We start from the raw sequence: 25,092 nt of genomic DNA, 5'->3' as shown, positions 1-25,092 counted from the left end.
GCGCGTCCCATCATGCGGCCGCGTCGATGGAGGTCGCGGGGGTAGAGGCCGCGGATGCGCCCAGGGTCGCGCGGATGGCGTCGTGGCGGCACCGCCCGCCCGAGGTCATGGGCGTCGCGCATGAGCGGGTCGTGCGTTCCGCATGACGACGATCGGGCACGCGGGTGCTCGGGACGGCCTACGGTGCACACATGTTCGCGAGGCGGTGCGGACTGTGAACGAAGGACGAGGAGCGATGGCGACGTACGTGTACCGGTTCACCGAGGGTGACAAGGACCAGAAGGACCTGCTGGGCGGCAAGGGGGCGAACCTCGCGGAGATGACGCGGCTCGGCCTCCCGGTGCCCCCGGGCTTCACGATCACGACCGAGGCGTGCCGGGCGTACCTGCGCGACGGCGACGTGCCGGCCGACCTACGGGTCGAGGTCACGCTCGCGCTGCGCGAGCTCGAGGACACCGCCGGGCGCTCGCTCGGAGACTTCCACGACCCCCTGCTCGTCTCGGTGCGCTCGGGCGCGAAGTTCTCGATGCCCGGGATGATGGACACGGTCCTCAACATCGGGCTCAACGACGCCTCCGTGCAGGGCCTGACCGAGCTCGCCGGCGACGCCCGGTTCGCCTGGGACTCCTACCGGCGCCTCATCCAGATGTTCGGCAAGACGGTCCTCGACGTCGACGGCGAGCTGTTCTCCGACGCGCTGGACGCGAAGAAGGAGGCCCGGGGCGCGGCCGCCGACGTCGATCTCACCGAGGACGACCTGCGCGAGCTCGTCGACGAGTACAAGCAGATCGTCAAGGACAACGCCGGGCGGGAGTTCCCGCAGCACCCGCGCGAGCAGCTCGACCTCGCCGTCGAGGCCGTGTTCCGTTCGTGGAACACCGAACGGGCCCGGCTCTACCGCCGCCGCGAGCGCATCCCGGACGACCTCGGCACAGCCGTGAACGTCGTGACCATGGTGTTCGGCAACCTGGGCGACAGCTCGGGCACGGGTGTCTGCTTCACGCGCGACCCCTCCACCGGCGAGTCCGGCATGTACGGCGACTACCTCGTCAACGCCCAGGGCGAGGACGTGGTCGCCGGCATCCGAAACACGCTGCACCTCACCGACCTCGAGGAGCTCGACCCCCGCTCCTACGCCGACCTGCGTGCCGCGATGCGCCGGCTCGAGACGCACTACCGCGACCTGTGCGACATCGAGTTCACGATCGAGCAGGGCAAGCTGTGGCTGCTGCAGACCCGCGTGGGCAAGCGGACGGCCGGCGCGGCGTTCCGGGTGGCGACCCAGCTCGTCGACGAGAACCTCATCACGATGGACGAGGCGCTCGGCCGCGTGACCGGGGCCCAGCTCAGCCAGCTGATGTTCCCGCAGTTCGACCCGGCAGCGACGAAGGAGCACCTGACGACGGGGCTGTCTGCGTCCCCGGGTGCCGCCGTCGGCGAGATCGTCCTCGACACCGCCCAGGCCGAGGCCCGTGCCGCGGCCGGCGCCGACGTCATCCTCGTGCGGCGCGAGACGAACCCGGACGACCTCGGCGGCATGATCGTGGCCAAGGGCGTGCTCACGGCGCGCGGCGGCAAGACGTCCCACGCGGCCGTCGTCGCCCGCGGCATGGGCACCTGCGCCGTGGTCGGGGCCGAGGAGATCGCCGTCGACGTCGAGGCGGAGACCGTGACGATCGGCGAGCGCGTGCTCCGTCCCGGCGACGTCGTGGCCATCGACGGGACCACGGGCGAGGTCTACCTCGGCGACGTCCCGGTCGCGGACTCACCGGTCATGGCCTACATCTCCGGCGGTCTCGACGCCGGGCTCGCCGCGGCCGGGGACGACGCCGACACGCGCGAGCTCGTCGAGGCCGTCCACCGCCTGCTCAGCCACGCCGACGCCCGGCGGCGCATGGCGGTGCGCACGAACGCCGACAACGCCGCAGACGCGCAGCGCGCCCGCGAGCGCGGGGCCCAGGGCATCGGCCTGTGCCGCACCGAGCACATGTTCCTCGGTGACCGGCGCACCCTCGTGGAGCGTCTCATCCTCGCCGAGGGGGAGGCGGAGCGGGACGCCGCGCTGGCCGGCCTGCTCGAGCCGCAGCGCTCCGACTTCGAGTCGCTGCTCGAGGCGATGGACGGCCTGCCCGCGACCATCCGGCTCATCGATCCGCCGCTGCACGAGTTCCTCCCCGACCTCACCGAGCTCGCGGTCGAGGTGGCGCTGGCCGACGAGCGGGGCGAGAGCGGCGAGGAGGTCGAGCGGCGGCGCACGCTGCTGGCCGCCGTGCGGCGGATGCACGAGTCGAACCCGATGCTCGGCCTGCGGGGCGTACGGCTCGGCCTGAAGATCCCCGGCCTCTTCGCGCTGCAGATCCGTGCTGTCGCCGAGGCGGCGGCGCACCGGTCCGCCGCCGGCGGCAGCCCCCAGCCCGAGATCATGGTGCCGCTCGTCGGCTCGCGCCGGGAGCTGCAGATCGTGCGCGACGAGGCGGAGCGCATCGTCGCCGAGGTCGCGGCCGAGCAGGGCGTCACGCTCGACATCCCCATCGGGTGCATGGTCGAGCTCCCGCGCGCGGCAATGACGGCGGAGCGGATCGCCGAGGAGGCCGACTTCTTCTCGTTCGGCACCAACGACCTCACCCAGACGGCGTGGGGCTTCTCGCGGGACGACGTCGAGGGCGCCTTCTTCGCCGACTACCTCGCGAACGGCGTGCTGACGATCTCCCCGTTCGAGACCCTCGACGCCGACGGTGTGGGTGCGCTCGTGCGGATCGGGGCCGAGCGGGGACGGTCGACGAGCCCGGGCCTGAAGATCGGGGTGTGCGGGGAGCACGGTGGGGACCCGGAGTCGATCCACTTCTTCGAGTCCGTCGGCCTGGACTACGTGTCCTGCTCACCGTTCCGCGTGCCGGTCGCGCGTCTCGAGGCCGGCCGCGCGGCGGTCAAGGGCGAGGACGCGACGCGGTAGCCGTCCCGTCGTGCGGCGCCTGGCCCGCGACCCGTGCGCAACGGGAGACACTGGGGACATGACGACGACGGCGGACCGCACCTTGGGCGCGGCGTACCCGGCCACGGCGGACCTCGTCGCCGCGCTCCGCGCCGCCGTCGACGGCGAGGTGAGCGACTCGGTGCGTCGCCGCGCCGAGTACTCCACCGACGCGTCGAACTACCGGGTCGTGCCCCAGGTCGTCGTCACCCCGCGCGACGTTGCGGACACGCTCGCCGCCCTCGACGTCGCGCGCACCGCCGGCGCGCCCGTCACCCTGCGCGGCGGCGGCACCTCGACGGCCGGGAACTCGGTCGGCCCGGGGGTCGTCCTCGACGTCTCCAGGCACCTCACCGCGATCGGCGAGATCGACCCGGAGGCACGGACCGCGGTCGTCGAGCCCGGGGTCGTCATGGCCGACCTCCAGCGGGCGGCGGCCCCGCACGGCCTGCGGTTCGGGCCCGACCCGTCGACCCAGAACCGCGCCACTCTCGGCGGCATGATCGGCACCAACGCGTGCGGGCCGCACGCGCTGGCCTACGGGCGTACCGCCGACAACGTCCACTCGCTCGACGTCGTCGACGGTCTCGGTCGGCGGTTCACCGCGGGCGCCGGGCGGAACGCGCTCGACGTGGTCGACGGACTGTCTGCGCTGGTCACGCGTGGCCTTGCGCCGATCAGGTCCGAGCTCGGTCGGTTCGGCCGTCAGGTGTCCGGCTACTCCCTCGAGCACCTGCTGCCCGAGAACGGGCGCGACCTGGCGAAGATGCTCGTCGGCTCCGAGGGCACGCTGGTGACGATGCTCGGCGGCACCGTGCGCCTGGTCCCCGTGGCCACGCGCCCGGTCCTCGTGGTCCTGGGCTACCCGGACATGATCGCCGCCGCCGATGCCGTTCCTGCGCTCCTCGAGCACTATCCCCTCGCGGTCGAGGGGCTCGACGCGCGGCTCGTCGACGTGGTGCGGCGCGCCAAGGGGGCCGGCGCGGTGCCCGAGCTGCCGGCCGGGCAGGGCTGGCTCATGGTCGAGGTCGGTGCGGAGGAGCACGAGTCCGAGGCCGACGTCCTCGCCCGGGCGCGCGCGCTCGCCGCCGTCGGCGGGACCGACGCGGCGGTCGTCGTGCCGGCCGGCGCCGAGGCGGACGCGCTGTGGCGGATCCGGGCCGACGGCGCGGGGCTGGGCGGGCGCACCCCCGCGGGCATGCCGGCGTGGCCCGGCTGGGAGGACGCGGCGGTCCCGCCCGAGAACCTGGGCGCCTACCTGCGCGACTTCATGGGGATGCTCGACCGCCGCGGTCTGGACGGCCTGCTCTACGGGCACTTCGGCGACGGTTGCGTGCACGTGCGGGTCGACTTCCCCCTCGACGACGGGGAGCGCGGCGCGCGGGAGTTCGGCGAGACGGTGGCCGAGGCGGCGGACATCGCGGTGGCACACGGCGGTTCGCTGTCCGGCGAGCACGGCGACGGGCGCGCGCGCTCCGAGCTCCTCGACCGCATGTACGGGCCCGAGGTCATGAGCCTGTTCGGGCAGGTCAAGAACCTGTTCGACCCGAGATCGTCGCTCAACCCCGGGGTGCTCGTCGACCCGGACCCGGTGGCCGCGCACCTGCGCCGGCCGGCCGCGAAGCCCCTGCCGGTCGCCCCCGGCGGCGGGTTCGCGTTCAGCGAGGACGGTGGTGACGTCACGCGGGCCGCGCACCGGTGCACCGGCGTGGGCAAGTGCCGGGCGGACAGCTCGGCCTCCGGTGGGTTCATGTGCCCGAGCTACCTCGCCACCAAGGACGAGAAGGACGTGACCCGGGGCCGGGCGCGCGTGCTGCAGGAGGTCACCAACGGCGAGCTCGTCGCGCGCTGGGACGACCCGGCGCTGCTCGACTCGCTCGATCTGTGCCTGTCCTGCAAGGCGTGCTCCGCGGACTGCCCCGCCGGCATGGACGTGGCACGGCTGAAGTCCGAGACGCTGCACCGCGCGTACCGGGGCAAGCTCCGGCCGCGCACGCACTACACGCTCGGCCGGCTGCCGGTGCTCGCGGGGCTGGTCACCGCGGTCCCCGGCCTCGCGCGCCTGACCAACGCAGTGCTGAGCGTCGGGGCGCTGCGCCGGCTCGCGTTCGCGGTCGCCGGCGTCGACACCACCCGCGCCATGCCGGGCTTCGCCACGCAGCGGCTGTCGACGTGGTGGCGGAAGCGCTCCGGCGGTCGCGCCGCCGTGCGGGCGGCGGCGACCGCGGCGCTCGCCGGAGGCGGGCACGGCGATCGGGGTGCGGGCCCCGGGGCGCCGGCTGACGTCGTCGGGACGGGGGAGGAGACCGCGGACATCGGCGCGGGGGCCTCCGCGGGCGTGTCCCTGCCCACCGACGCCCCGCACGGCTGGCCGAACCGCACGCTCGAGGCCGACGAACCGCACGCTCGACGAACGCGGGGCAAGGACGCGCCGCGGTACGTCGTGCTGTTCGCCGACACCTTCTCCGAGACGCTCGACGGCGACGGCGCCAAGGCCGTCGCCGAGCTGCTCGAGACCGCCGGCTACACCGTGGTCCTGCCCGACCAGGCGGTGTGCTGCGGCCTGACCTGGATCTCGACCGGGCAGCTCGACGGCGCCCGCGCCCGCATGCGCAACCTCCTCGACGTCCTGGCGCCCTTCGCGGCCAACGGCATCCCGGTGGTCGGTGTCGAGCCGTCGTGCACGGCCGCGCTGCGCGACGACATGCCCGAGCTCCTGCCCGAGGACCCGCGCGCCCGCATGCTGGCCGACGGGACCCACACGCTCGCCGAGCTGCTCGGGTCGCCGGCCCCGCTCGGGCCCGGGGACCGGTGGAGCGCGCCCGACCTCACGGGCGTCGAGGTCGTCGCTCAGCCCCACTGCCACCACCACTCCGTCATGGGCTGGGACACCGACCGCGCGCTCCTGGCGTCGACCGGTGCCAGCGTGACCACCCTCGCCGGCTGCTGCGGCCTGGCCGGGAACTTCGGGATGGAGAAGGGGCACGCCGAGGTCAGCGCCGCCGTCGCGGAGAACGCGCTGCTGCCCGCGCTGCGCGACCACCCCGGTGCGACCTTCCTCGCCGACGGCTTCTCGTGCCGCACCCAGGCCGACCAGCTCGCCGGCCGCGGGGGAGTGCACCTCGCCGAGCTCCTGCTCGGGCGGGGAGTCAGAGGATGAGCCGTCAGCGCTGGACGGGGCTCGCCGGTGCCGGGAGGTCGTCGGGGTAGACGATGTCGATCTCCGAGATCGTCGTCGGGAAGTCCTTACGGTTGTTGGTGAGGAAGCGGTCCGCCCCTGCTGCCACGGCGGTCGCCAGGTGGGTGGCATCGGCGGCGCGCAGTCCGTGGCGAGCCGCCAGCGCCACCGAGAGCCGTGCCACCGGAGCGTCGACGGGAAGTAGCTGGAGCCGGCTGAGAAGGCTGATCAGTGACGCGCACTCGGCGGACCGCGGATCGGTGCGCATCGGCTTGGACAGGACCTCAGGCAGCAGGAGCAGCGACCCGACGCCGGTCGGAGCAGCGCCGGCATCCGCGAACAGGTGGGCGACTCGTGCGCCGAGAGCATGGCCCTCGGTGGCCGCGTAGATCAGCACGTCCGCGTCGAAGGCGCTCAGCACGGTCAGCGCGCGGTCCGGTCGGCACGGATCGAGTCGACCAGCTCCTCCGCCCTCGAGCGGCTGACCGCGGGCGGCTGCAGTGGTGCGTCCTTGGCCAGGTCGAGCAGTTCGCCGATCTGGTCCGCCTGGTCCCACGCCTCAGGTGCCCTGCGGGCTCGGATCGCCTCGGGGCTCACGAGTACCGCGACGACGTGCCCGTGTCGGGTGATGGCGATCTCCTCGCCCGCTGCGACACGATCGAGCTGAGCGGGCAGGGTCTGCCGGGCAGCGCTGGCGCTGATCGTCTCCATGTGGAGAATGTACATGAGTGTACAGAAACGTACGCAGTGGCGCTGCCGCCGTCCGACGCCTCAGCGCAGCACGTAGGCCCGCACCCAGCGACCCAGCTCGTCGTAGACGTTCCTGCGCACCTTCGGCGCGGAGAGCATGACGTCGTGGATCGCACCGTCGAACGCCGCGAGCGTGACGTGCGGCCCGAGGCGCAGCGCCGCCGAGCGGATCGCGGCCACGTCGAGCACGGTGTCGACGAAGCGCAGGTCGGGAGACCACCTGACGGCCTGCGCGGACCGGGCAGAGGTGAGGACGAGGACCGGGCACGAGATGTCGAGGCCGCCGGCGACCTGCCGCTGCCCGGTGAGGATAGCCGCGAGCCACCCGAAGCGCACGGGCCCGGCCGGAGCCATGCGCCATCGTCGGTCCGGCTTCCACCCGGTCCAGAAGCGGTCCTCGGCCTCGTCCGACGGCACCACCTCGTCGTCCCCCTCGGCCACCCCGTCGAGCGTGCGCTGGTAGAGGTCGACGGGACTGACGCGGACGACAGTCTTCGGTGACGTGCGGGCGATGCGCTCGATCACGGGGGTCGTCGCCGCGCCGACGAACCCCGGCATACCCGCGCTGATGAACGGCGAGTTGAGGACGAGCCCCCGGAGCGCGCCAGGGTGCCGGTGCGCCCACAGGGCGGCGGTCAGCCCGCCCGTCGAGTGGCCACCGAGCACGAGGTCCGTGCCCAGGCCGAGCTCGTCGAAGATGACGTCCCGGGCGGCGTGGAGGTCGTCGTCGTAGACGGAGAGCGAGTCCACGTACCCGCGGGACTGGTGGGGGCGCAGGCTGCGCCCGTACTTGCGCAGGTCGAGCCCGTAGAAGGCCCCGCCGAGCGCAGCGACGCGGCGGGCGAGCCCGACATTGTGGACGTAGTCGTTCCAGCCGTGCAGGTAGAGCATCGCCCAGGTCGCGGTGGCGGGTGTGCCGGGCAGCGCGTCCGGGTCCTCGGCCGGGCGGTAGGCGACGAGCGTCGCGACGACCTGCCCCTCCTCGTCGGCGGGCAGGGGGAGGGTGCGGGCGTGGAAGCCGGCCCCGAGCAGGTCGGGGACCCACTCGCCGGGCGGGGACGGGTCGTCGAGCGGCGGCAGGTCGGCCTCGAGCAGGTAGCTGCGGGCGGCGGGACCGACCCCGGTGCGGACCTTGCGGCCCGAGGCGTCGGGGGCGGCGTCCTCCTCGACGGCCGTGTTGGCGGTCGAGTGGGTGTCGGCCCGGTCCGGGTCCTCCGACGCGCGGCTGCCGGACGGGTCGCGTCCGAGTCGGAAGAAGTCCACCCGCCCATGGTGGCACCGGCACACGGGGCGGCGCGCCCCGGGGCGGCCGCTCCGCCCGGTCGGCTCAGTGGAAGGAGTCGACCCGGTCGGACAGGAATCGCGAGAGCGCCGCCCCCACCTGCGCGGACTCCACGAGGAAGCCGTCGTGCCCGTAGGGCGAGTCGATCTCGACGTAGTCGGACGGCCCAGCCACCCCGTCCGCGATCCGCCGCGCGTCGGCCGGGTCGAACAGACGGTCGGAGCTCACGGCGACGGCGAGGGTCCGCGACGTCACGCCGGCCAGCGCCTCGGCGACGCCGCCGCGGTCACGCCCGATGTCGTGGGTGAGCATCGTCCGGCTCAGGGCCACGTAGCTGCCGGCGTCGAACCGCGCGGCGAGCTTGCCCGCGTGGTGGTCGAGGTAGGACTGGACGGCGAACCGTCCGCCGTCGAGCGGCTCCTCCGCGCCCTGCGGGAGGCGTCCGAACCGCTCGTCCAGCTCGAACGCCGAGCGGTAGGTCGTGTGGGCGATCTGGCGGGCCAGGCCGAGGCCGCGGGCGGGCCCCTCGCCGTCGGGCGCGTCGTAGTAGTCGCCGCCGCGCCAGCCCGGGTCGAGCTCGATCGCGCCGATCTGGCTGTGCGCCCAGGCGATCTGGTCGGCGGACGTGCGCGCGTTGGACGCCACCACGGCCACCCGCTCCACGCGGTCCGGGGCCGTCACCGCCCACTCGATCGCGCGCTGCCCGCCGACCGAGCCGCCGACCACGAGCGCGAACGAGCTGATGCCCAGGGCGTCGGCGAGCCGCAGCTCCGCGGCGACCTGGTCACGGACGGTGAGGATGGGGAAGCGGGCGCCCCACGGCATCCCGTTCGGGGACGTCGACGACGGTCCGGTCGAGCCCTGACAGCCGCCCAGGACGTTGGGGACGAGCACGAAGTAGCGGTCGGTGTCGATCGCCAGGCCAGGGCCGACGATCTCGGACCACCAGCCGGGGCCGGCCGGGTCGTCGCCCGGGTGCGTCGAGGTGACGTGCGTGTCGCCGGTGAGGGCGTGGAGCACGAGGACGGCGTTGGACCGGTCCTCGTTCAGCTCGCCGAACGTCTCGTAGGCCATCGTCGCGTGCGGGAGCCGGCCGCCGACCTCGAGGCGCAGGGCCCCGATCGGCGTCTGCCTGCGGTCACCCAGGTCCTGGCCGGCCAGCCACCCGCCGGAGACGGGGAGCGTGCGCGGCACGGAGCTGCGACCGGGACGGCGGCCGGCGCCCGCCACGTCAGGCGCCTTCCGTGCCGGCGACCGTCGCGGCCGCCGCGAAGCCGAGCTCGAGGTCGGCGATGATGTCGTCGATGTCCTCCAGGCCCACGGCGAGGCGCACGAGCGTCGGCGAGGCCCCGGCGGCGGCGAGCTCGTCGTCGGTCAGCTGGGAGTGCGTGGTCGACGCCGGGTGGATGACGAGCGAGCGTACGTCGCCGATGTTGGCGACGTTGGAGTGCAGCTTCAGCGCGTCGACGAACGCGATGCCGGCCTCCTTGCCGCCGCTCGCGAGCTCGAACGCGAGCACCGCGCCCGGGCCCTTGGGCGTGTACTTCTGGGCGCGCTCGTACCACGGCGAGCTCGGCAGCCCCGCCCAGGCCACGCGCGCGACGTCGGCCCGCGCCTCGAGGAACTCCGCCACCTTCCGCGTGTTCTCCACGTGGCGCTCGACGCGCAGGGAGAGGGTCTCGATGCCCTGGCCGATGAGGAACGCGTTGAACGGCGAGACCGCGGGACCGGTGTCGCGCAGGAGCTGGGTGCGCGCCTTGAGCGCGAGGGCCGGCGCACCGAGGTCGGCGAACACCAGGCCGTTGTAGGAGGGGTCGGGGCTGTTGAACCCGGGGAAGCGCTCGGGGTATCGCGACCAGTCGAACGTGCCGCCGTCGACGATGGCGCCGGCGACGGTCGTCCCGTGGCCGCCGAGGTACTTGGTCGCGGAGTGCACGACGATGTCCGCGCCGTGCTCGATCGGCCGCAGCAGGTAGGGCGTGGCGATGGTGTTGTCGACGATGAGCGGCACGCCGATGTCGTGCGCGACGGCCGCGACGGCCTCGATGTCGAGGACGTCGCCCTTGGGGTTGGGGATCGACTCGCCGAAGAACAGCTTGGTGTTCTCCTGGGTGGCGGCCCGCCAGGACTCGGCGTCGTCGGGGTCCTCGACGAAGGTCGTGGTCACGCCGAACTTGGGCAGCGTGTGCCGCAGGAGGTTGTAGGTCCCGCCGTACAGCGACGGGGAGGCGACCAGGTGGTCGCCCGCCTCGGCGATCGAGAGGATCGCGAGGGTCTCGGCCGCCTGCCCGGACGCGAGGAGCAGGCCGGCGACGCCGCCCTCGAGGTCCGCGATCCGGTTCTCGACGACCTCCTGCGTGGGGTTCGTGATGCGCGTGTAGATCGGCCCCGGGTCGGCGAGCGCGAACCGTGCCGCCGCGTGGTCCGCCGAGTCGAAGACGAACGAGGTCGTCTGGTAGATGGGCAGCGCGCGGGCGCCGGTCGCCGGGTCGGGCACCTGGCCGGCGTGGATCTGCCGCGTGGTGAAGCCCTGGGCGGGGGTCGGCGTGTCGGTCATGTCGCTCCTCGGGAGTGGCGTGGCGTGCGTTCGCGGGGGTCCGGTACGGGGTCGAACGTACGACGGCGCCGCAGCCCCGCGCACGGGAGCCACGGCGCCGTCTCAGGAGGTGGACGCCCTCAGTCCTGCGGCTCGACGGGGATCGAGCGGGCGTCGCCGGGGCCGATCGGGCTGGCGTGGCCGCGGTCGCCGTCGAGGTCCGGTTCGCCGCCGGGACCGGGCTGGCTCGAGGAACCGCCGTGGCGGTGGTGGCCGGCGCCGCCGTGCTCGTAGTAGCCGGTCTCGATCGCGCGCTGGTAGGACGCGCGGATCTCCTTCTCCGTGTCCTCGCGCCCCACCCAGTGGGCACCCTCCACGGACTTGCCGGGCTCGAGGTCCTTGTAGACCTCGAAGAAGTGCTGGATCTCCAGGCGGTGGAACTCCGAGACGTCCTCGATCTCCGTGCGCCACGACTGCCGCTGGTCGCTGGCGGGGACGGCGATGACCTTGTCGTCGCCGCCGGCCTCGTCCCGCATGCGGAACATGCCCAGGGCGCGGGCGCGGATCAGGCACCCGGGGAACGTCGGCTCCTCCAGCAGGACGAGCACGTCCAGCGGATCGCCGTCCTCGCCGAGCGTGCCCTCGATGAACCCGTAGTCGTCCGGGTAGCGGGTCGAGGTGAACAGCATGCGGTCGAGCCGGATGCGGCCGGTCTCGTGGTCCACCTCGTACTTGTTGCGGTTCCCCTTGGGGATCTCGATGGTGACGTCGAACTCCACAGCAAGCACTTCCTCGGGTGTCGGGCCGCACGGGGCGGCGAAGATCCACGGTCGGCCCCCGCTCGGAGGACCCTGGCACCGCCTAGTGTGGCGTACGCGGCGCCCCCGGTGCGCCGACGTGCCGGGGGACGGCACCTATCGACGGGCACGGCGGCGGACGGACGGCATGGCACGAATCGGCAGCACGGCACGCAGCACCGTCGTCTGGGTCGCGGGCAGCCTCGCCGTGGTGCTGCTCGCCGTCTACGTGCTCCTCGACGTCAAGGGCGCGGTCCCGGGGCTCCTCACCGACGAGCCCGCCCCGCCCGCGGCCGAGCCCTACCCGGGGGTGGCGCTGCCGGGTGCGCGCCCCGCGGCGGCCGCCGTCGAGGTCCTCGACCCCGCCGCGCCGGCGCCGACCGCCGAGGGGGTCTCGGGCGTCGTCGAGCGGCTCGTGGACGACCCCGACCGGCCGGGGGACGTGGCCGTACGCGTCGTCGACTCCGCCGACGGCGAGGTGCTCGTGGAGCGCGACCCGACCGCCGCCCTGCAGACGGCGTCCTCCGCGAAGATCCTCACCGGCGCGGCCGCGCTGAGCGTGCTGGGCCCGCAGACCCGGTTCACCACGAGCGTCGTCCCCGCCGGCGACGGCCTGCTGGTCCTCGTCGGCGGCGGCGACGTCCTGCTCGCCGAGGGCGAGGGCGACCCGACGGCGACCCGCGGCCACGCCGGGATCGCCGACCTCGCCGACCAGGTGTCGGCCGAGCTGGAGCAGGCCGGCACCACCGAGGTGCGCCTCGCCGTCGACGACTCGCAGTTCACCGGCGAGCCCTACGCCGACGACGTCACCGGGTGGGACCGGACCTTCACCATGGCCGCGACGACGGTCGCCGTGAACACCGGGGCCGTCGACGGTGCCTACACGGCCGACCCCGCGATGGGGGCCCTCGAGACGCTCGCCGACGCGCTGACCGAGCGTGGGGTGACGGCGAGCGTCGAGGGGCGGGCGACGGCCCCCGACGACGCCACCGCGATCGCGACGACCGAGTCCGCGCCGGTCGACCAGATCGTCCGCACGATGCTCCAGGACTCCGACAACGCCATCGCCGACGTGCTCTCGCGGATGGTGGCCCTCGCCGCCGGCCTGCCCGGCGACGCGAGCTCGGGCGGCCAGGCCGTCGTCGACGCCGTCGGTGCCCTCGGGGTCGACACGACCGGCACCGTGATGATCGACGGCGCCGGCCTGTCGATCACGGACTCCACGACCGTGACGGCGCTGACCGACCTGGTCGCCCTCGGGCTCGACCCCTCGGCCGCCGACCTCGCCGGGCTCCCGCCGTCCCTGCCGACCTCCGGGCTCGACGGCACGCTCTCCGACCGTCTCGCCGGTGAGGCCGCCGGCCGGGTGCAGGCCAAGACGGGCACGCTCGTCCGCTCCGTCTCGCTCACCGGTACCGTGCTCACCGCCGACGAGCGGCTGCTCACCTTCTCCGTCGTCCTGCACTCCTTCGACGAGGGCGGGGCGTGGGCCGCGCGCCAGTCGATGGACACGTTCGTCGCCGAGCTCGCCGCCTGCGGCTGCTCCTAGCGTCCGGGCTGCCGGATACCGATCTCGCCGCGTGCCCGGACGCGCTGAGCCGCCCGCCCCGCCCCGTGCCCGGCCACCCCGGGGCGTCCCTGGCGGCGTCGGCGGGCGCCGCGCGGCTACCGTGGGTCGCGTGACCGATCCCGTCGACCTCCGGCTCGCCGCCCGACGCGCCGCCCGGCTCGCGCCCCCGGGTCCGCGCGGCACGCCCGAGGAGCTGACCGCCCTGGTCACCGGTCTGCGCGAGGCCGCGACCGCGGCCCCGCAGCACGTGGGACGACTCACCGGCCTGCGCGACGCCGCCCGGCAGGTCTCCGCCCAGCGCGTCAGCGTGGTCGACCGGCCGGGCTGGGCGCGTGTGAACGCGGAACTCCTCGGCCACGTCTCGACCGGGCTCCTGCCCCCGGCCGGGCGCATCGGTGCCCGGCTCGCCGGCGAGGAGGCCGGTGCCCTGCTCGCCTACCTCTCGACCAAGGTGCTCGGCCAGTTCGACCCGTTCGGCCCGGCCGCTCCGCACCTGCTGCTCGTCGCCCCCAACGTGCTCAAGCTCGAGCGCGAGCTCGACCTCGACGCTCGCGACTTCCGCCGCTGGGTGGCGCTGCACGAGCAGACGCACGCCGTGCAGTTCGCGGCCGCCCCCTGGCTCGCCGACCACCTCACGGAGATGATCCGGGGCACCGTCGGCCCGGCGCTCGCCGAGGACGAGGACCGCGACCTCGGTGGCATGCTCGGCGCACTGGTACGCGCCCTGCGCGACCGGGACGAGGCGGAGGCGCCCACGCTGGAGGTCGCCGGCCCGCTCGTCGACGCCCTGCTCACGCCGGCGGAGCGCGAGTCCCTCGGCCGGGTCGTCGCGGTGATGAGCCTGCTCGAGGGGCACGCCGACGTCGTCATGGACGCCGTCGGGCCCGCCGTCCTGCCGAGCGTGCGCCGCATCCGCCGTGCCTTCGAGCGGCGCCGCGACGGCACCGGCCCCGTCGACCTCCTCCTGCGCACCCTGCTCGGGATGCGGGCGAAGACCGCCCAGTACCGCAACGGCGCGTCGTTCGTCCACCAGGTCGTCGAGCGCGTCGGCCACGACGGGCTCAACGCGGTCTGGGCCGCACCGGACCGTCTGCCGACCCCCGAGGAGATCCTCGACCCGCCGGCGTGGGTGACCCGCGTCCACGCATGACCCGTCCGGCACCCCGACACCCGAAGGTCTCCGGGCCCGCGACGCTCGCGGCGCGCCGGGCCGTGCGCGAGTCGCTCGCGGACCTTCCCCCGGGCGCCCACGTGCTCGTCGCCTGCTCGGGCGGGCCGGACTCGCTCGCGCTCGCCGTCACGGTGGCCCACCTCGCGCCTGCGGCCGGCTGGCTCGCGCGCGCGCTGGTCGTGGATCACGGACTGCGCGAGGGATCGGCGAGCGAGGCCCGCGACGTCGTCGCTCGCCTCGACACGATCGGCCTGCCCGCTACCTCGGTGCGGGTCGACGCCGATGCCGGGCCCGGCGGGCCGGAGGCTCGCGCCCGGGACGCGAGGTGGGCGGCACTGCGCGCCCACGCCGACGACCCGCCGGTCGTCATCCTCACCGGGCACACGATGGACGACCAGGCCGAGACGGTCCTGCTCGGCCTCGCCCGCGGGTCCGGCGCCCGGTCGATCGCCGGCATGCGGGCCGCCGAGGACGGGGTCCGCCGCCCGTTCCTCCAGCTACGACGCACCCAGACCGTGGGTGTGTGCGACGAGCTCGGTCTCGTGCCCCTCCACGACCCGACGAACGCCGCCGACGGGCCCTGGCGCGCCGCCGACGGCTCGGCCCTGCGTCGCGCCGCCGTCCGCGACCGCGCGCTCCCGGCGCTCGCGGACGCCCTCGGCGTCGACCCCGTTCCCGCACTCGCCCGCACCGCCGAGCAGGCCCGGCGCGACGACGACGCACTGACCGCCGACGCCGAGGCACTCCTCGACGCCGCGCTGCACGCCCGCGCCGACGCCGCGCCGACCGACAACGCCGGCGCCCCGCCACACGCCCATGCACCCGTGCTCGTCCTCGACGTGGCCACGCTCGCGGCCGCCCACCCCGCCGTGCGCAGCCGGGCGCTGCGGGCGGCTGGGGAGCGCGCCGGCTGGCGACCGGGCGACGTCAAGGCCGCCCACCTCGCCGCGCTCGACGCCCTCGTCACCGACTACGACGGGCAGGGCCCCACGATGCTGCCCGGGGGCGTCGTCGCCCGCCGCGCGTGTGGCAGGCTGATGCTCTCGCGGAGCGAGCACCAGGCGGACTGACGGAGACGAAGGAGCGACGTGGACGCAGCGGACATGGGCGAGGACCTCGCCGAGGTGATCGTCTCCGAGGAGCAGATCGCGACGCGACTGACGGAGATGGCGGCCGAGATCGACCGCGACTACCAGGGCCGCAACGTGCTGCTCGTGGGCGTCCTGCGCGGCGCGGTCATGGTGATGGCGGACCTCTCGCGCGAGCTGCACACCCCGCTGGAGATGGACTGGATGGCCGTGTCCTCGTACGGGTCGGGGACGAAGTCCTCCGGCGTCGTGCGGATCCTCAAGGACCTCGACTCCGACCTCACGGGACGCGACGTGCTCATCGTCGAGGACATCATCGACTCCGGGCTCACCCTGTCGTGGCTCCAGGGCAACCTCCGCTCCCGCGGCGCCGCGTCCGTCGAGATCGCCACGCTGCTGCGCAAGCCCGAGGCCGCGAAGGTCGACGTCGACGTGCGATACGTGGGCTTCGACATCCCGGCGGCGTTCGTCGTCGGGTACGGGCTCGACTACGCGGAGCGCTACCGGAACCTGCCCTTCGTCGGCCGCCTCGCGGAGCACGTCTACTCGCGCTGACGCACGGGGCGCTCCCGCCGACGCGGCACCACGACCGCCCGCACCCCCGCGCTCGCCCGCGCCGCGCACCGACCGCCGAACCGTTCGCCGTGCGCGGAGCGGCACCGGGCGCCGGACCATCGGCGTGTCGCCCTCGGTTAACCTCGACTGGTCGCCCGGGGCGGGCGCCGACCGGACGGAGCGGCTGAGGCTGGCATGAAGACATCCTGGAAGAAGATCGCGCGGAGTCCCTGGCCGTGGGTGATCGGGGCCCTGCTGGTCGTCGTCGTCCTCGTGCCCTTCTTCGGCGGCGGTCGCGTCTCGCCGATCGACACCTCGCTGGGCATGGAGACCCTGCGCGGCGACACGGTCGAGCAGGCCCGGGTCAACGACACCACCCAGCGGGTCGAGCTCACGCTCACCGAGGACCTCGTCGCACCGAACGGCGACGAGGGCTCGGACAACAACGAGAACTACGGCACGCAGGTCGAGTTCGCCTACGCCGACGCCCAGGGCGGGCAGGTCACCGACCTCCTCGAGGACTCCGACCCGGTGCAGGGCTACGACGTCGAGGTGCCGCAGGGCAACGCGTTCCTGTCGCTGCTCGGCCTCATGCTCCCGATGATCCTCATCCTCGGGCTGTTCTGGTGGCTGATGTCCCGCTCGCAGGGCGGCGGGGTCATGGGCTTCGGGAAGTCGACGGCGAAGAAGGTCAACAAGGAGACCCCCGACGTGACGTTCGCCGACGTCGCGGGCGTGGACGAGGCGGTCGAGGAGCTCCAGGAGATCCGGGAGTTCCTCCAGGAGCCGAGCAAGTTCCAGGCGGTGGGCGCGAAGATCCCCAAGGGCGTGCTCCTGTACGGCCCGCCCGGCACCGGCAAGACCCTCCTCGCCCGGGCCGTCGCCGGCGAGGCGGGCGGCTCCTTCTACTCGATCTCCGGCTCGGAGTTCGTCGAGATGTTCGTCGGCGTCGGCGCCTCCCGCGTGCGCAACCTGTTCGAGCAGGCCAAGCAGAACACCCCGGCGATCATCTTCGTCGACGAGATCGACGCGGTCGGTCGCCAACGCGGCGCCGGCATGGGCGGCGGTCACGACGAGCGCGAGCAGACCCTCAACCAGCTCCTCGTCGAGATGGACGGGTTCGACTCGACGACGAACGTCATCCTCATCGCCGCCACCAACCGCCCCGACGTGCTCGACCCCGCGCTGCTGCGGCCCGGCCGGTTCGACCGCCAGATCTCCGTGGCGGCCCCCGACCTGGCCGGCCGCCACCAGATCCTGCGCGTCCACGCCAAGGGCAAGCCCATGACGCCGGACGTCGACCTCGAGGGCGTCGCCCGCCGCACCCCGGGCTTCTCGGGTGCGGACCTTGCGAACGTCCTCAACGAGTCGGCGCTGCTCACCGCCCGATCCGGCGCGCAGCTCATCGACAACCGGGCGCTCGACGAAGCCATCGACCGGGTGATCGCCGGCCCGCAGCGCCGCACGCGGGTGATGAACGACAAGGACAAGAAGGTCACCGCCTACCACGAGGGCGGTCACGCGCTGACGGCCGCCGCGCTGCGCTACACCGACCCGGTGACGAAGGTGACGATCCTGCCCCGCGGCCAGGCGCTCGGCTACACGATGGTCATGCCCACCGAGGACCGGTACTCGAGCTCGCGCAACCAGCTCGTCGACCAGCTGGTGTACGCGCTCGGTGGCCGCGTGGCCGAGGAGGTCGTCTTCCACGAGCCGACCACGGGCGCGGGCAACGACATCGAGAAGGCGACGAAGACCGCCAAGCAGATGGTCACCGAGCTCGGCATGTCGGCCCGGATCGGCCCGGTCAAGCTGAGCGAGGGCAGCAGCGAGCCTTTCCTCGGCCGGGACATGGGTGGCTCGCGCGAGTACTCCGACGACGTGGCCCGGGTCGTCGACGAGGAGGTGCGCGCGCTCATGATGGACGCCCATCAGGAGGCCTGGGAGATCCTCTCCGAGTACCGCGACGTCCTCGACGACCTCGTGGTCGAGCTCATGGACCGCGAGACCCTCAACGAGGCGGACCTGCGCCGCATCTTCGCCCCGGTGGTCAAGCGCGAGCCGCGCGAGCTCTGGTACGCGTCGGCCAACCGGCCCGACCTCGCGCGCCGCCCCGTCCTCACGCGCGACGAGCAGGCCCGCCGCGCCGCCGAGCCGCCCCAGGCCGGCGACGAGCGGTTCCGGCCGGAGGACACGAGCGACCTGTTCGGCACCCAGCCGCCGCCGTCCTCCCCGGACTTCGGCTCGGGGGATCCCGGCCACGACGGCGGCGCACCGGACGGGTCCGCTCACGGCGGGCCCGCGCCCGAGGCACGGCCGTGACCGGTCCGGACGAGCGCGGTGCGCCGGCTCCGGGGGCGGACGGTCCGGACGCCGCCGGCACCCGCCCGGTCGACGCCGCCGGCACCCGCCGTACGCCGGTGCCCGAGGACGGTCCGCCGCGCTCCCGCCCGGTCGACGTCGACGCCGCCGAGCAGGCCGTCCGCGCGCTGCTCGTCGCGGTGGGGGAGGACCCCGACCGCGACGGGCTGCGGGAGACCCCGGCCCGCGTGGCGCGGTCGTTCGGCGAGCTCTTCGCCGGCCTGGGCGAGGACCCGGCCGACCACCTCGAGGCCGTCTTCGACCTCGGCCACCAGGAGATGGTCATCGTCGCCGACGTGCCGCTGTACTCGATGTGCGAGCACCACCTCCTGCCCTTCCACGGCAAGGCGCACGTCGGCTACATCCCCGGAGAGGACGGGCGCGTCACCGGACTGTCCAAGGTGGCCCGCATGGTCGAGGGTTACGCCCGCCGCCCGCAGGTCCAGGAGCACCTGACCAGCCAGATCGCCGACGCCCTCGTCGAGCGGCTCGGCGCCCGCGGCGCGCTCGTCGTCGTCGAGGCCGAGCACATGTGCATGTCGATGCGCGGCGCCCGGGCCACCGGCACCCGCACCGTCACCTCCGCCGTGCGCGGCATGATGCGCAACCCCGCGACCCGCGCGGAGGCGATGAGCCTCCTGCGCGCCCGCTCGTAGCCGCCGTGCGCACCGGCGACCTCGACCGCGGCGCACCCGCCGGACTGCCCGCCGCCGTCCCGTCCGGCCGCACCCTGGTCATGGGCGTCCTCAACGTCACGCCCGACTCCTTCTCCGACGGCGGCGCGTACCTCGACCCGCGGCGCGCCGTCGAGCACGGGATCGCCATGGTGGACCGCGGCGCGGACCTCGTCGACGTCGGGGGAGAGTCCACCCGCCCCGGTGCCACGCCCGTCGACCCGGACGAGGAGATCCGCCGGGTCGAGCCCGTGATCCGGGACCTCGCCGCGCACGGCGTGCTCGTCAGCGTCGACACCCTCCACTCGGCCACCGCGCAGGCCGCCCTCGACGCCGGCGCCCGGATCGTCAACGACGTCTCCGCCGGGGTCCACGACCCGCGGATCCTCGACGTGGCCGCCCGGGCCGACGCCGTCGTCGTCCTCCAGCACCGCCGCGGCGAGGCGGGCACGATGACGGAGCTGACCGCCTACGACGACCTCGTGCCCGACGTCGTCGCCGAGCTCGCCCAGCGGCGCGAGGCGGCCCTCGCCGCCGGGGTTCCGGCCGCACGGATCGTGCTCGACCCGGGTCTCGGCTTCGCCAAGACGGCAGCCCAGTCCTGGGAGGTGCTCGCCCGGCTCGAGGAGCTCGCCGCGCTCGGCCACCCGCTGCTGGTCGGCACGAGCCGCAAGCGTTTCCTCGCCCGCGCCGTCGCGGACGGGGCCGACCGCTCCGGCGACGCCACCGACCGCGACGCCGTCACCGCAGCGACGACCGCCCTGCTGGCCGCGCGCGGCGTGTGGGCCGTGCGCGTGCACGACGTCCGGCCGTCCGCCGACGCCGTCGCCGTCGCCGCCGAGCTCGCCCCGTACGACCGGGACCGTCCCCGATGACCCCCGGACCAGGTGTGCGCGGGCCCGCGGCTCCCGGACCAGGTGTTCCCGGACCGACGGGGCCCGGGCCGGCGGTGCCCGGGCCGGCGGTGCCGGGGCCCGCGCGGATCAGCGTGACGGGCCTGCGTGCCCGCGCCCACCACGGCGTCTACGCGCACGAACGCGCCGACGGCCAGCACTTCGGCGCGGACGTCACCTTCGAGATCCCGACGGCCGCCGCGGCCGCGAGCGACGACGTCGCCGACACCCTGTCCTACGGCGAGGTCGCGCGCACCGCACGGGCCATCCTCGGCGGGGAGCCCGTCGACCTCCTCGAGACTCTGGCCGAGCGCATCGCGCGGGCCGTCCTCGACCTCGGTGCCGCCGCCGTCGAGGTGACGATCCACAAGCCGGAGGCGCCGGTCGGCGTCGAGGTCGACGACGTCACGCTCACCATCCGTCGGGAGCGCGGCGCCGTCGACGACGTCGCGGATCGGGCCCTGCACGCCGTGCCCGCAGCACCGACGACCGTCGTCCTCGCGCTCGGCGCCAACCAACCCGGGGACCTGGCGACGCCCGCCGACCAGCTGCGGCGCGCCGCCGACTCGCTCGCCCACGCGGGTGGCCTCCACGTCACCGCCGTCTCCCCCCTCGTCTCCAGCGCGGCCGCGCTCGCTCCCGGGCAGGAGCCGCAGCCGGACTACGTCAACGCCGTCGTCCTGGCGACGACGACGCTCTCCCCGGCGGGCGTCCTCGCCCTCGCGCGGTGGTGCGAGGAGGCGGCCGGGCGCGTGCGCACCGAGCGCTGGGCGCCACGCACGCTGGACGTCGACGTCATCGCCGTCGGGGACCTCGTGAGCGACGACCCGGCACTCACGCTGCCGCACCCGCGCGCGGCGGACCGGGCGTTCGTCCTGGTGCCCTGGTCGCTCGTCGACCCGGGCGCCGAGCTGCCGGGGGCGGGCCGCGTGGCCGACCTCGCGGAGCGCGCCCTGGACCGGGACGGCGTGCGCGACGTCGAGGGGTGGACGCCGTGAGGCGCACGTCGGTCGCGTGGCTCGTGGGCGCCGCGATCCTCGCGGGGACGGCGTCGTGGGCGCTGCTCGGCATCGCCGACGTCTACGTCGAGGTCTCCTGGCTGACCGCGGTGATCCTCCTGGGACTCGCCGTCGCGCTCTGGTTCGCCGGTCGCGGTGTCAGGCGCCTCGTCGAGGGGGAGCGGACGACGATGACGCCGATCGGTGCCGCGCGCGTCGCCGCGCTCGCGCAGGCCTCGGCCTGGGGCGGGGCGCTGGTCACGGGCTGGTTCGGCGCCCAGGCGATCGTGGCGGTCGTCCATCGGCACGCGGCGTTCGCCACGGAGCACCTGTGGGAGTCGATCGCGTCGGGCGTGGCTGCGGTGGTGCTCGTCGTCGTCGGCCTCGTGGTCGAGCACTGGTGCTCGATCCCGCCCGAGGACGACGCCGACGTCCGGTCCGCGGCCTCCGGGCCCGAGCCGGCGTAGCCGGACGCGACCGGACCGTCGGCCCCGGCCGAAGCGCCCCCGGAGGGTGATCCACGGACGGTCGCGCGCCCCAGGGTCCGTCGGCGGGTGGACCCCCGTGCACCGCGTCCGCCCGGCGGTGGACCGCGTCCCGCGGCGGGCTTTGACATGATGCCCGCGCGGGGGCGCACACGTCCTCGAGCGGCGAGCGCGATCGGAGCAGGCATGTCCCAGCAGTGGCCCGAACCCCACCCGGAGCAGACCGGGGCAGGGGCGGGCGGGCCCGACGGTGGTCGACCGTCCCCGTTCGCACCGCCCGGCGGCGAGCAGGGTGCCCCGTTCTCTGCGGCGGGCCACGAGGGCACGGCCCCGGTGGCACCGCACGGAGCCGAGCGCCCGTCACCGTTCGCCCCGCCGGGCGTGCCGTTCCTCCCCGTCGACCAGAACCTCGCGAAGGTCCGCATGATCTCCGCCGTCCTGTGGATCGGCCCGTTCGTCGTGGCCGGCACGGTGTTCGCCATCTGGCTCGGCGGCTGGGGCTGGTGGCTCGCCACGGGGCTCCATGTCGCCGCACTGGTGTGGACCCTGCTCCTCGTCCCGCGGCAGGTCCGCGCGATGGGCTACTGCGAGATGGACGAGGACCTGCTGTTCCGCAAGGGGCTGCTGTGGCGCTCGCTCGTGGTCGTGCCCTACGGCCGCATGCAGCAGATCGACGTCGAGGCCGGCCCGCTCGACCGCCGCTTCGGCATCGCGTCGGTCAAGCTGAGCACGGCGTCCGCCCAGACCGATGCGAAGATCCCGGGCCTGCCCGCGGACGAGGCGGCACGCCTGCGCGAGTCCCTGACGTCGCGCGGCGAGGCACGGCTGGCCGGCCTGTGAGCGAGGCACCCGAGCAGACCGACCTCCCCGTCGACGCCGGCGACGGCTGGCGGCGGGTCCATCCCGTCACTCCGGTCCTGCTCGTCTGGCAGGTTCTCGCGGCCATCATCGCCGTCCTCGTCTTCCAGGTGGGTCAGGAGCTGGCCGGGACCGGCGGCTGGACCTGGGTGATGGACCACCTGGGCACCGTCCTGATGTGGCTGGGCATCGGTGTCGTCGTCGTGGTGGTGGTCGTCGGCATCTACTCCTCGCTGTCCTGGCGCAAGATGCGCTACCGGGTCGACGGCGACGGGGTCGAGCTCAACCAGGGCATCCTCTTCCGCCAGCAGCGACGGGCGGCGCTGGCCCGTGTGCAGGCGGTCGACCTGCAGCAGCCGCTGCTCGGCCGGATGTTCGGACTGGCGCGGGTCAAGGTCGAGACGGCCGGCGCCGCGGACTCCAACGTGACCATCGCGTTCCTCCGGCTCGCGGACGCCACCGCCCTGCGCGCGGAGGTCCTCGCCCGCGCGGCCGGCGTCGACCTCGACGAGGTGCGCATCGTCGCCGAGGCCGCCGCATCCGGGCAGGACGCCGAGCAGGCGCTCCGGCAGGCGGCAGACCGTTCGGACGGTGGCACCGGTGCGTCGGGCAGCGGGGCGCCGGGCGGGTCGGACAGCTCTGCCGGCGCCTCCCTGACGGCCGCGCGCACGGGCTACCGGGAGGCGCCGGAGCGCGTGGTGTTCGAGGTCGACAACTCGCGCCTCGTCGCCTCCACCGTGCTCTCCGGGGGCTTCGTCGTCATTGCGCTCATGCTCGTCGGAGTGATCGTCGTGCTGGCGTCACGCGCGCCGTTCGCCGCGCTCGCCGGCTTCCTCCCGGGCGTCGTCAGCGTCGGCGGATTCGTGTGGTCCCGGTTCAGCGGAGCCTTCAGCTTCACCTCGGCGACCTCGCCGGACGGAGTCCGCGTGCGCCGCGGCCTGCTCGAGACCACCTCGCAGACCATCCCGCCGCGGCGGGTGCAGGCGGTGCGCCTCCGACAGCCGCTGCTGTGGCGGTGGCGCGGCTGGTGGCGGGTCGAGGGCTACATCGCCGGGTACGGCGTCACCGAGGGCAGCTTCGCCAGCTCGTCCAGCACGCTCATGCCCGTGGGTACCCGTTCCGAGGCCCTCACCGCGATGTGGTTGGTCGTGCCCGACCTCGGTGCCGACGACCTGCCGGCCGTCCTCGACGCCGGGCTCGACGGCTCCGGCGACACCGCCGGCTTCCTCACCTCCCCGCGCCGCGCCCGGTGGCTCGACCCGAAGGCGTGGCGCCGGCAGGCCGTCCTCGTCACGCGGGAGGCCATCCTCCTGCGAACCGGGTGGCTCACGCGGCAGCTCGAGGTGGTCCCGCACGGCCGTACCCAGTCCGTCGGCATCACCCAGGGCCCGTGGGAGCGCCGGCTGCGCCTCGCGAACCTCCACATGCACACCGTGTCCGGCCCCGGCCAGCCGGCCGTCCAGCACCTCGACGAGCAGGACGCACTCGCCCTCCTGCGCCACCAGGCGGAGCGCGCACGCGAGGCGCGGCACCGGGAGGGGCCCGAGGAGTGGGCCCGCCGGGTCGCCGTCCTGCCGGACGTCAAGGACCGCCCCGACGACGGCGCACCGTCGAGCGCGCAGCCGCCCGGCGCGGCCGGGCCGCAGGGCGTCACGGGCCCGGGCTTCCCGGAGCACGTCCCGCCCGCGTCCGACCTGTCTGCGTCCGATCCGTCCGCGCACGGCGGGCCGGTGCCGCAGTCCGTCACCGCGCCCGAGGGGTCGAGGCATCCCGGTGCGTCCGAGCCCACCCACCGCCGCGGCCCGGACGGTGGCAGCTGGTCACCGTCCCACGGCACGGACGGCCAGCAGGGAGCGGCCGCTCCTCCGGCCGGCCCGGCGGGGCCACCTGTCGGACCGGCGGCGCCTCCGGCGGGACCGAAGGCGCCTCCGGCGGGACCGACGGCCCCGCCGGCCGGTCCGGCCGCCCCGCCGGCGGGCCCGGCCTCGTGACCGACGCGCGACCGGGAAGGCTCGACGTCGGGGTCGTCTCAGCCGGCCGGGCGGGCTCGGTGCTGGGTGCGGCGCTCGGCGCCGCCGGGCACCGCGTCGTCGGCGTCGCCGCACGCAGCGAGGCGAGCCGCGAGCGGGCGTCCGTCCTCCTCAAGGACGTGCCGGTGCGCCCGGCGGCCGCGGTCGCGGCAGACGCCCAGCTCCTCCTCCTGGCGGTCCCCGACGACGTGCTTCCCGGCCTCGTCGGGGAGCTCGCCGACTCGGGTGCCGTCGGTGCGGGCCAGGTGGTCGTCCACGTGTGCGGCCGGCACGGGACCGACGTGCTCGAGCCCGCCTCCGCGCGCGGCGCGCTCGCCCTCGCCGTCCACCCGGCGATGACCTTCACCGGCACCTCGCTCGATCTCGGGCGGCTCCCGGGCTGCCCGATGGCGATCACCGCGGCGCCTGCACTCCTCCCGCTGGCACAGGCGGTGGCGGTCGATCTCGGAGGCGAGCCGGTCGTCGTCGCGGCCGCCGACCGTGCGCTGTACCACGCGGGCCTCGCGCACGGCGCGAACCACCTCGTCACCCTCGTGACCCAGTCGGCGCGGATGCTCGAGCAGGCCGGCGTGCCGGACCCGGGCCAGTACCTCCGACCGCTCCTCGAGGCGGCGCTGAGCAATGCCCTCTCCGGCGGCGAGAGCGCGCTCACCGGCCCCGTGGCCCGGGGTGATGCCGAGACCGTCCGCGCCCACACGACCGCCCTGGGCGAGCTCGACCAGCCCTCCCAGACCGACCTGCTCGCCACCTACGGGCATCTGGCACGGACCACCGCCGCCCGTGCGGTGCGCACCGGCCGCCTGGACCCGGACGCCGCGGCGGCGGTGCTCGACGCCCTCCCGCCCGGCTGACGAGCGTCCCGCACGGCCCACGTGTGCCGCCGCCGCGGTCCTCG

19 protein-coding genes and 1 pseudogene are annotated in these 25,092 nt (G+C 74.8%); 14 read left to right on the top strand and 6 right to left on the bottom strand.

The features are described from left to right. Window positions 1-235 precede the first annotated feature (235 nt). A complete protein-coding gene (gene ppdK, locus AC24HA_RS15130) occupies window positions 236-2,953 on the top strand; it encodes a pyruvate, phosphate dikinase (protein WP_425707771.1) in 2,718 nt (905 codons plus the stop codon). 58 nt (window positions 2,954-3,011) lie between these two features. Further along, window positions 3,012-6,131: an FAD-binding and (Fe-S)-binding domain-containing protein gene (locus AC24HA_RS15125; RefSeq protein ID WP_425707772.1), complete on the top strand. Its 3,120-nt coding sequence runs from the start codon at window positions 3,012-3,014 to the stop codon at window positions 6,129-6,131. Window positions 6,132-6,135: 4 nt separating this feature from the next. Here the strand turns inward: AC24HA_RS15125 and AC24HA_RS15120 are convergent, their stop codons facing one another. From AC24HA_RS15120 to AC24HA_RS15095, 6 genes and pseudogenes are all read right to left on the bottom strand, one after another. Beyond that, on the bottom strand, window positions 6,136-6,570 hold the full coding sequence (locus AC24HA_RS15120; RefSeq protein WP_425707773.1) for a type II toxin-antitoxin system VapC family toxin: 435 nt from the start codon (window positions 6,568-6,570) through the stop codon (window positions 6,136-6,138). A 2-nt stretch (window positions 6,571-6,572) separates the two neighbouring features. After that, a complete protein-coding gene (locus tag AC24HA_RS15115; RefSeq protein ID WP_425707774.1) occupies window positions 6,573-6,860 on the bottom strand; it encodes a type II toxin-antitoxin system Phd/YefM family antitoxin in 288 nt (95 codons plus the stop codon). A gap of 60 nt (window positions 6,861-6,920) precedes the next feature. Beyond that, window positions 6,921-8,162 (bottom strand): alpha/beta hydrolase, encoded by a 1,242-nt coding sequence (locus AC24HA_RS15110; protein WP_425707775.1) that lies wholly within the window; start codon window positions 8,160-8,162, stop codon window positions 6,921-6,923. Window positions 8,163-8,226: 64 nt separating this feature from the next. Next, window positions 8,227-9,411, bottom strand: coding sequence for a homoserine O-acetyltransferase MetX (gene metX / locus AC24HA_RS15105; RefSeq protein ID WP_463647983.1), 1,185 nt, complete (start codon window positions 9,409-9,411; stop codon window positions 8,227-8,229). A gap of 1 nt (window position 9,412) precedes the next feature. Continuing rightward, window positions 9,413-10,738 carry a bifunctional o-acetylhomoserine/o-acetylserine sulfhydrylase gene (locus AC24HA_RS15100; RefSeq protein WP_425707777.1) on the bottom strand — a complete coding sequence of 442 codons (1,326 nt, stop codon included), beginning with the start codon at window positions 10,736-10,738 and terminating at the stop codon, window positions 9,413-9,415. Between the two features lie 269 nt (window positions 10,739-11,007). After that, window positions 11,008-11,496: pseudogene (locus AC24HA_RS15095) on the bottom strand (inorganic diphosphatase); the annotation flags it as partial. A 166-nt stretch (window positions 11,497-11,662) separates the two neighbouring features. Between AC24HA_RS15095 and AC24HA_RS15090 the strand changes: the two are divergent. The 12 genes from AC24HA_RS15090 to AC24HA_RS15035 all read left to right on the top strand — a co-directional run bounded on the left by AC24HA_RS15090 (window position 11,663) and on the right by AC24HA_RS15035 (window position 25,048). Continuing rightward, window positions 11,663-13,063 (top strand): D-alanyl-D-alanine carboxypeptidase/D-alanyl-D-alanine-endopeptidase, encoded by a 1,401-nt coding sequence (locus tag AC24HA_RS15090; RefSeq protein WP_425707778.1) that lies wholly within the window; start codon window positions 11,663-11,665, stop codon window positions 13,061-13,063. Window positions 13,064-13,193: 130 nt separating this feature from the next. Further along, window positions 13,194-14,234 carry a zinc-dependent metalloprotease gene (locus tag AC24HA_RS15085; protein ID WP_425707779.1) on the top strand — a complete coding sequence of 347 codons (1,041 nt, stop codon included), beginning with the start codon at window positions 13,194-13,196 and terminating at the stop codon, window positions 14,232-14,234. Then, the gene (gene tilS, locus AC24HA_RS15080; protein ID WP_425707780.1) at window positions 14,231-15,325 is read left to right on the top strand and encodes a tRNA lysidine(34) synthetase TilS; all 1,095 of its coding nucleotides are present in this window, start codon (window positions 14,231-14,233) and stop codon (window positions 15,323-15,325) included. The genes AC24HA_RS15085 and tilS overlap by 4 nt, the downstream gene beginning before the upstream one ends. An 18-nt stretch (window positions 15,326-15,343) precedes the next feature. Next, complete coding sequence (gene hpt / locus AC24HA_RS15075; protein WP_425707781.1) at window positions 15,344-15,898, top strand: hypoxanthine phosphoribosyltransferase; 555 nt, start codon at window positions 15,344-15,346, stop codon at window positions 15,896-15,898. Between the two features lie 195 nt (window positions 15,899-16,093). Next, a complete protein-coding gene (gene ftsH / locus AC24HA_RS15070; RefSeq protein WP_425707782.1) occupies window positions 16,094-18,220 on the top strand; it encodes an ATP-dependent zinc metalloprotease FtsH in 2,127 nt (708 codons plus the stop codon). A 98-nt stretch (window positions 18,221-18,318) separates the two neighbouring features. Beyond that, a complete protein-coding gene (gene folE / locus AC24HA_RS15065; protein WP_425707919.1) occupies window positions 18,319-18,915 on the top strand; it encodes a GTP cyclohydrolase I FolE in 597 nt (198 codons plus the stop codon). 5 nt (window positions 18,916-18,920) lie between these two features. Next, the gene (gene folP / locus AC24HA_RS15060) at window positions 18,921-19,808 is read left to right on the top strand and encodes a dihydropteroate synthase (RefSeq protein WP_425707783.1); all 888 of its coding nucleotides are present in this window, start codon (window positions 18,921-18,923) and stop codon (window positions 19,806-19,808) included. Between the two features lie 113 nt (window positions 19,809-19,921). Then, window positions 19,922-20,824, top strand: coding sequence for a 2-amino-4-hydroxy-6-hydroxymethyldihydropteridine diphosphokinase (folK, locus tag AC24HA_RS15055; RefSeq protein WP_425707784.1), 903 nt, complete (start codon window positions 19,922-19,924; stop codon window positions 20,822-20,824). After that, on the top strand, window positions 20,821-21,291 hold the full coding sequence (locus AC24HA_RS15050; protein WP_425707785.1) for a DUF3180 domain-containing protein: 471 nt from the start codon (window positions 20,821-20,823) through the stop codon (window positions 21,289-21,291). Before folK ends, AC24HA_RS15050 begins: the two co-directional genes overlap by 4 nt. Before the next feature lie 204 nt (window positions 21,292-21,495). After that, window positions 21,496-22,149 (top strand): PH domain-containing protein, encoded by a 654-nt coding sequence (locus tag AC24HA_RS15045; protein WP_425707786.1) that lies wholly within the window; start codon window positions 21,496-21,498, stop codon window positions 22,147-22,149. Continuing rightward, window positions 22,146-24,158, top strand: coding sequence for a PH domain-containing protein (locus AC24HA_RS15040; RefSeq protein ID WP_425707787.1), 2,013 nt, complete (start codon window positions 22,146-22,148; stop codon window positions 24,156-24,158). The genes AC24HA_RS15045 and AC24HA_RS15040 overlap by 4 nt, the downstream gene beginning before the upstream one ends. Next, window positions 24,155-25,048 (top strand): Rossmann-like and DUF2520 domain-containing protein, encoded by an 894-nt coding sequence (locus AC24HA_RS15035; protein ID WP_425707788.1) that lies wholly within the window; start codon window positions 24,155-24,157, stop codon window positions 25,046-25,048. Before AC24HA_RS15040 ends, AC24HA_RS15035 begins: the two co-directional genes overlap by 4 nt. Window positions 25,049-25,092 lie beyond the last annotated feature (44 nt).

The organism is Georgenia sp. Z1491, from assembly GCF_057652395.1.
The sequence above is the reverse complement of the archived record's forward strand: the minus strand, read 5'-3'. Positions and strand labels throughout refer to the sequence as shown.

Bases quoted from the DNA above. Each gene is read 5' to 3' on its own strand.
- ppdK (WP_425707771.1), top strand. From the start codon at position 236: ATGGCGACGTACGTGTACCGGTTCACCGAGGGTGACAAGGACCAGAAG.
- AC24HA_RS15125 (WP_425707772.1), top strand. From the start codon at position 3,012: ATGACGACGACGGCGGACCGCACCTTGGGCGCGGCGTACCCGGCCACG.
- AC24HA_RS15115 (WP_425707774.1), bottom strand. From the start codon at position 6,860: ATGGAGACGATCAGCGCCAGCGCTGCCCGGCAGACCCTGCCCGCTCAG.
- AC24HA_RS15100 (WP_425707777.1), bottom strand. From the start codon at position 10,738: ATGACCGACACGCCGACCCCCGCCCAGGGCTTCACCACGCGGCAGATC.
- AC24HA_RS15090 (WP_425707778.1), top strand. From the start codon at position 11,663: ATGGCACGAATCGGCAGCACGGCACGCAGCACCGTCGTCTGGGTCGCG.
- tilS (WP_425707780.1), top strand. From the start codon at position 14,231: ATGACCCGTCCGGCACCCCGACACCCGAAGGTCTCCGGGCCCGCGACG.
- ftsH (WP_425707782.1), top strand. From the start codon at position 16,094: ATGAAGACATCCTGGAAGAAGATCGCGCGGAGTCCCTGGCCGTGGGTG.
- AC24HA_RS15045 (WP_425707786.1), top strand. From the start codon at position 21,496: ATGTCCCAGCAGTGGCCCGAACCCCACCCGGAGCAGACCGGGGCAGGG.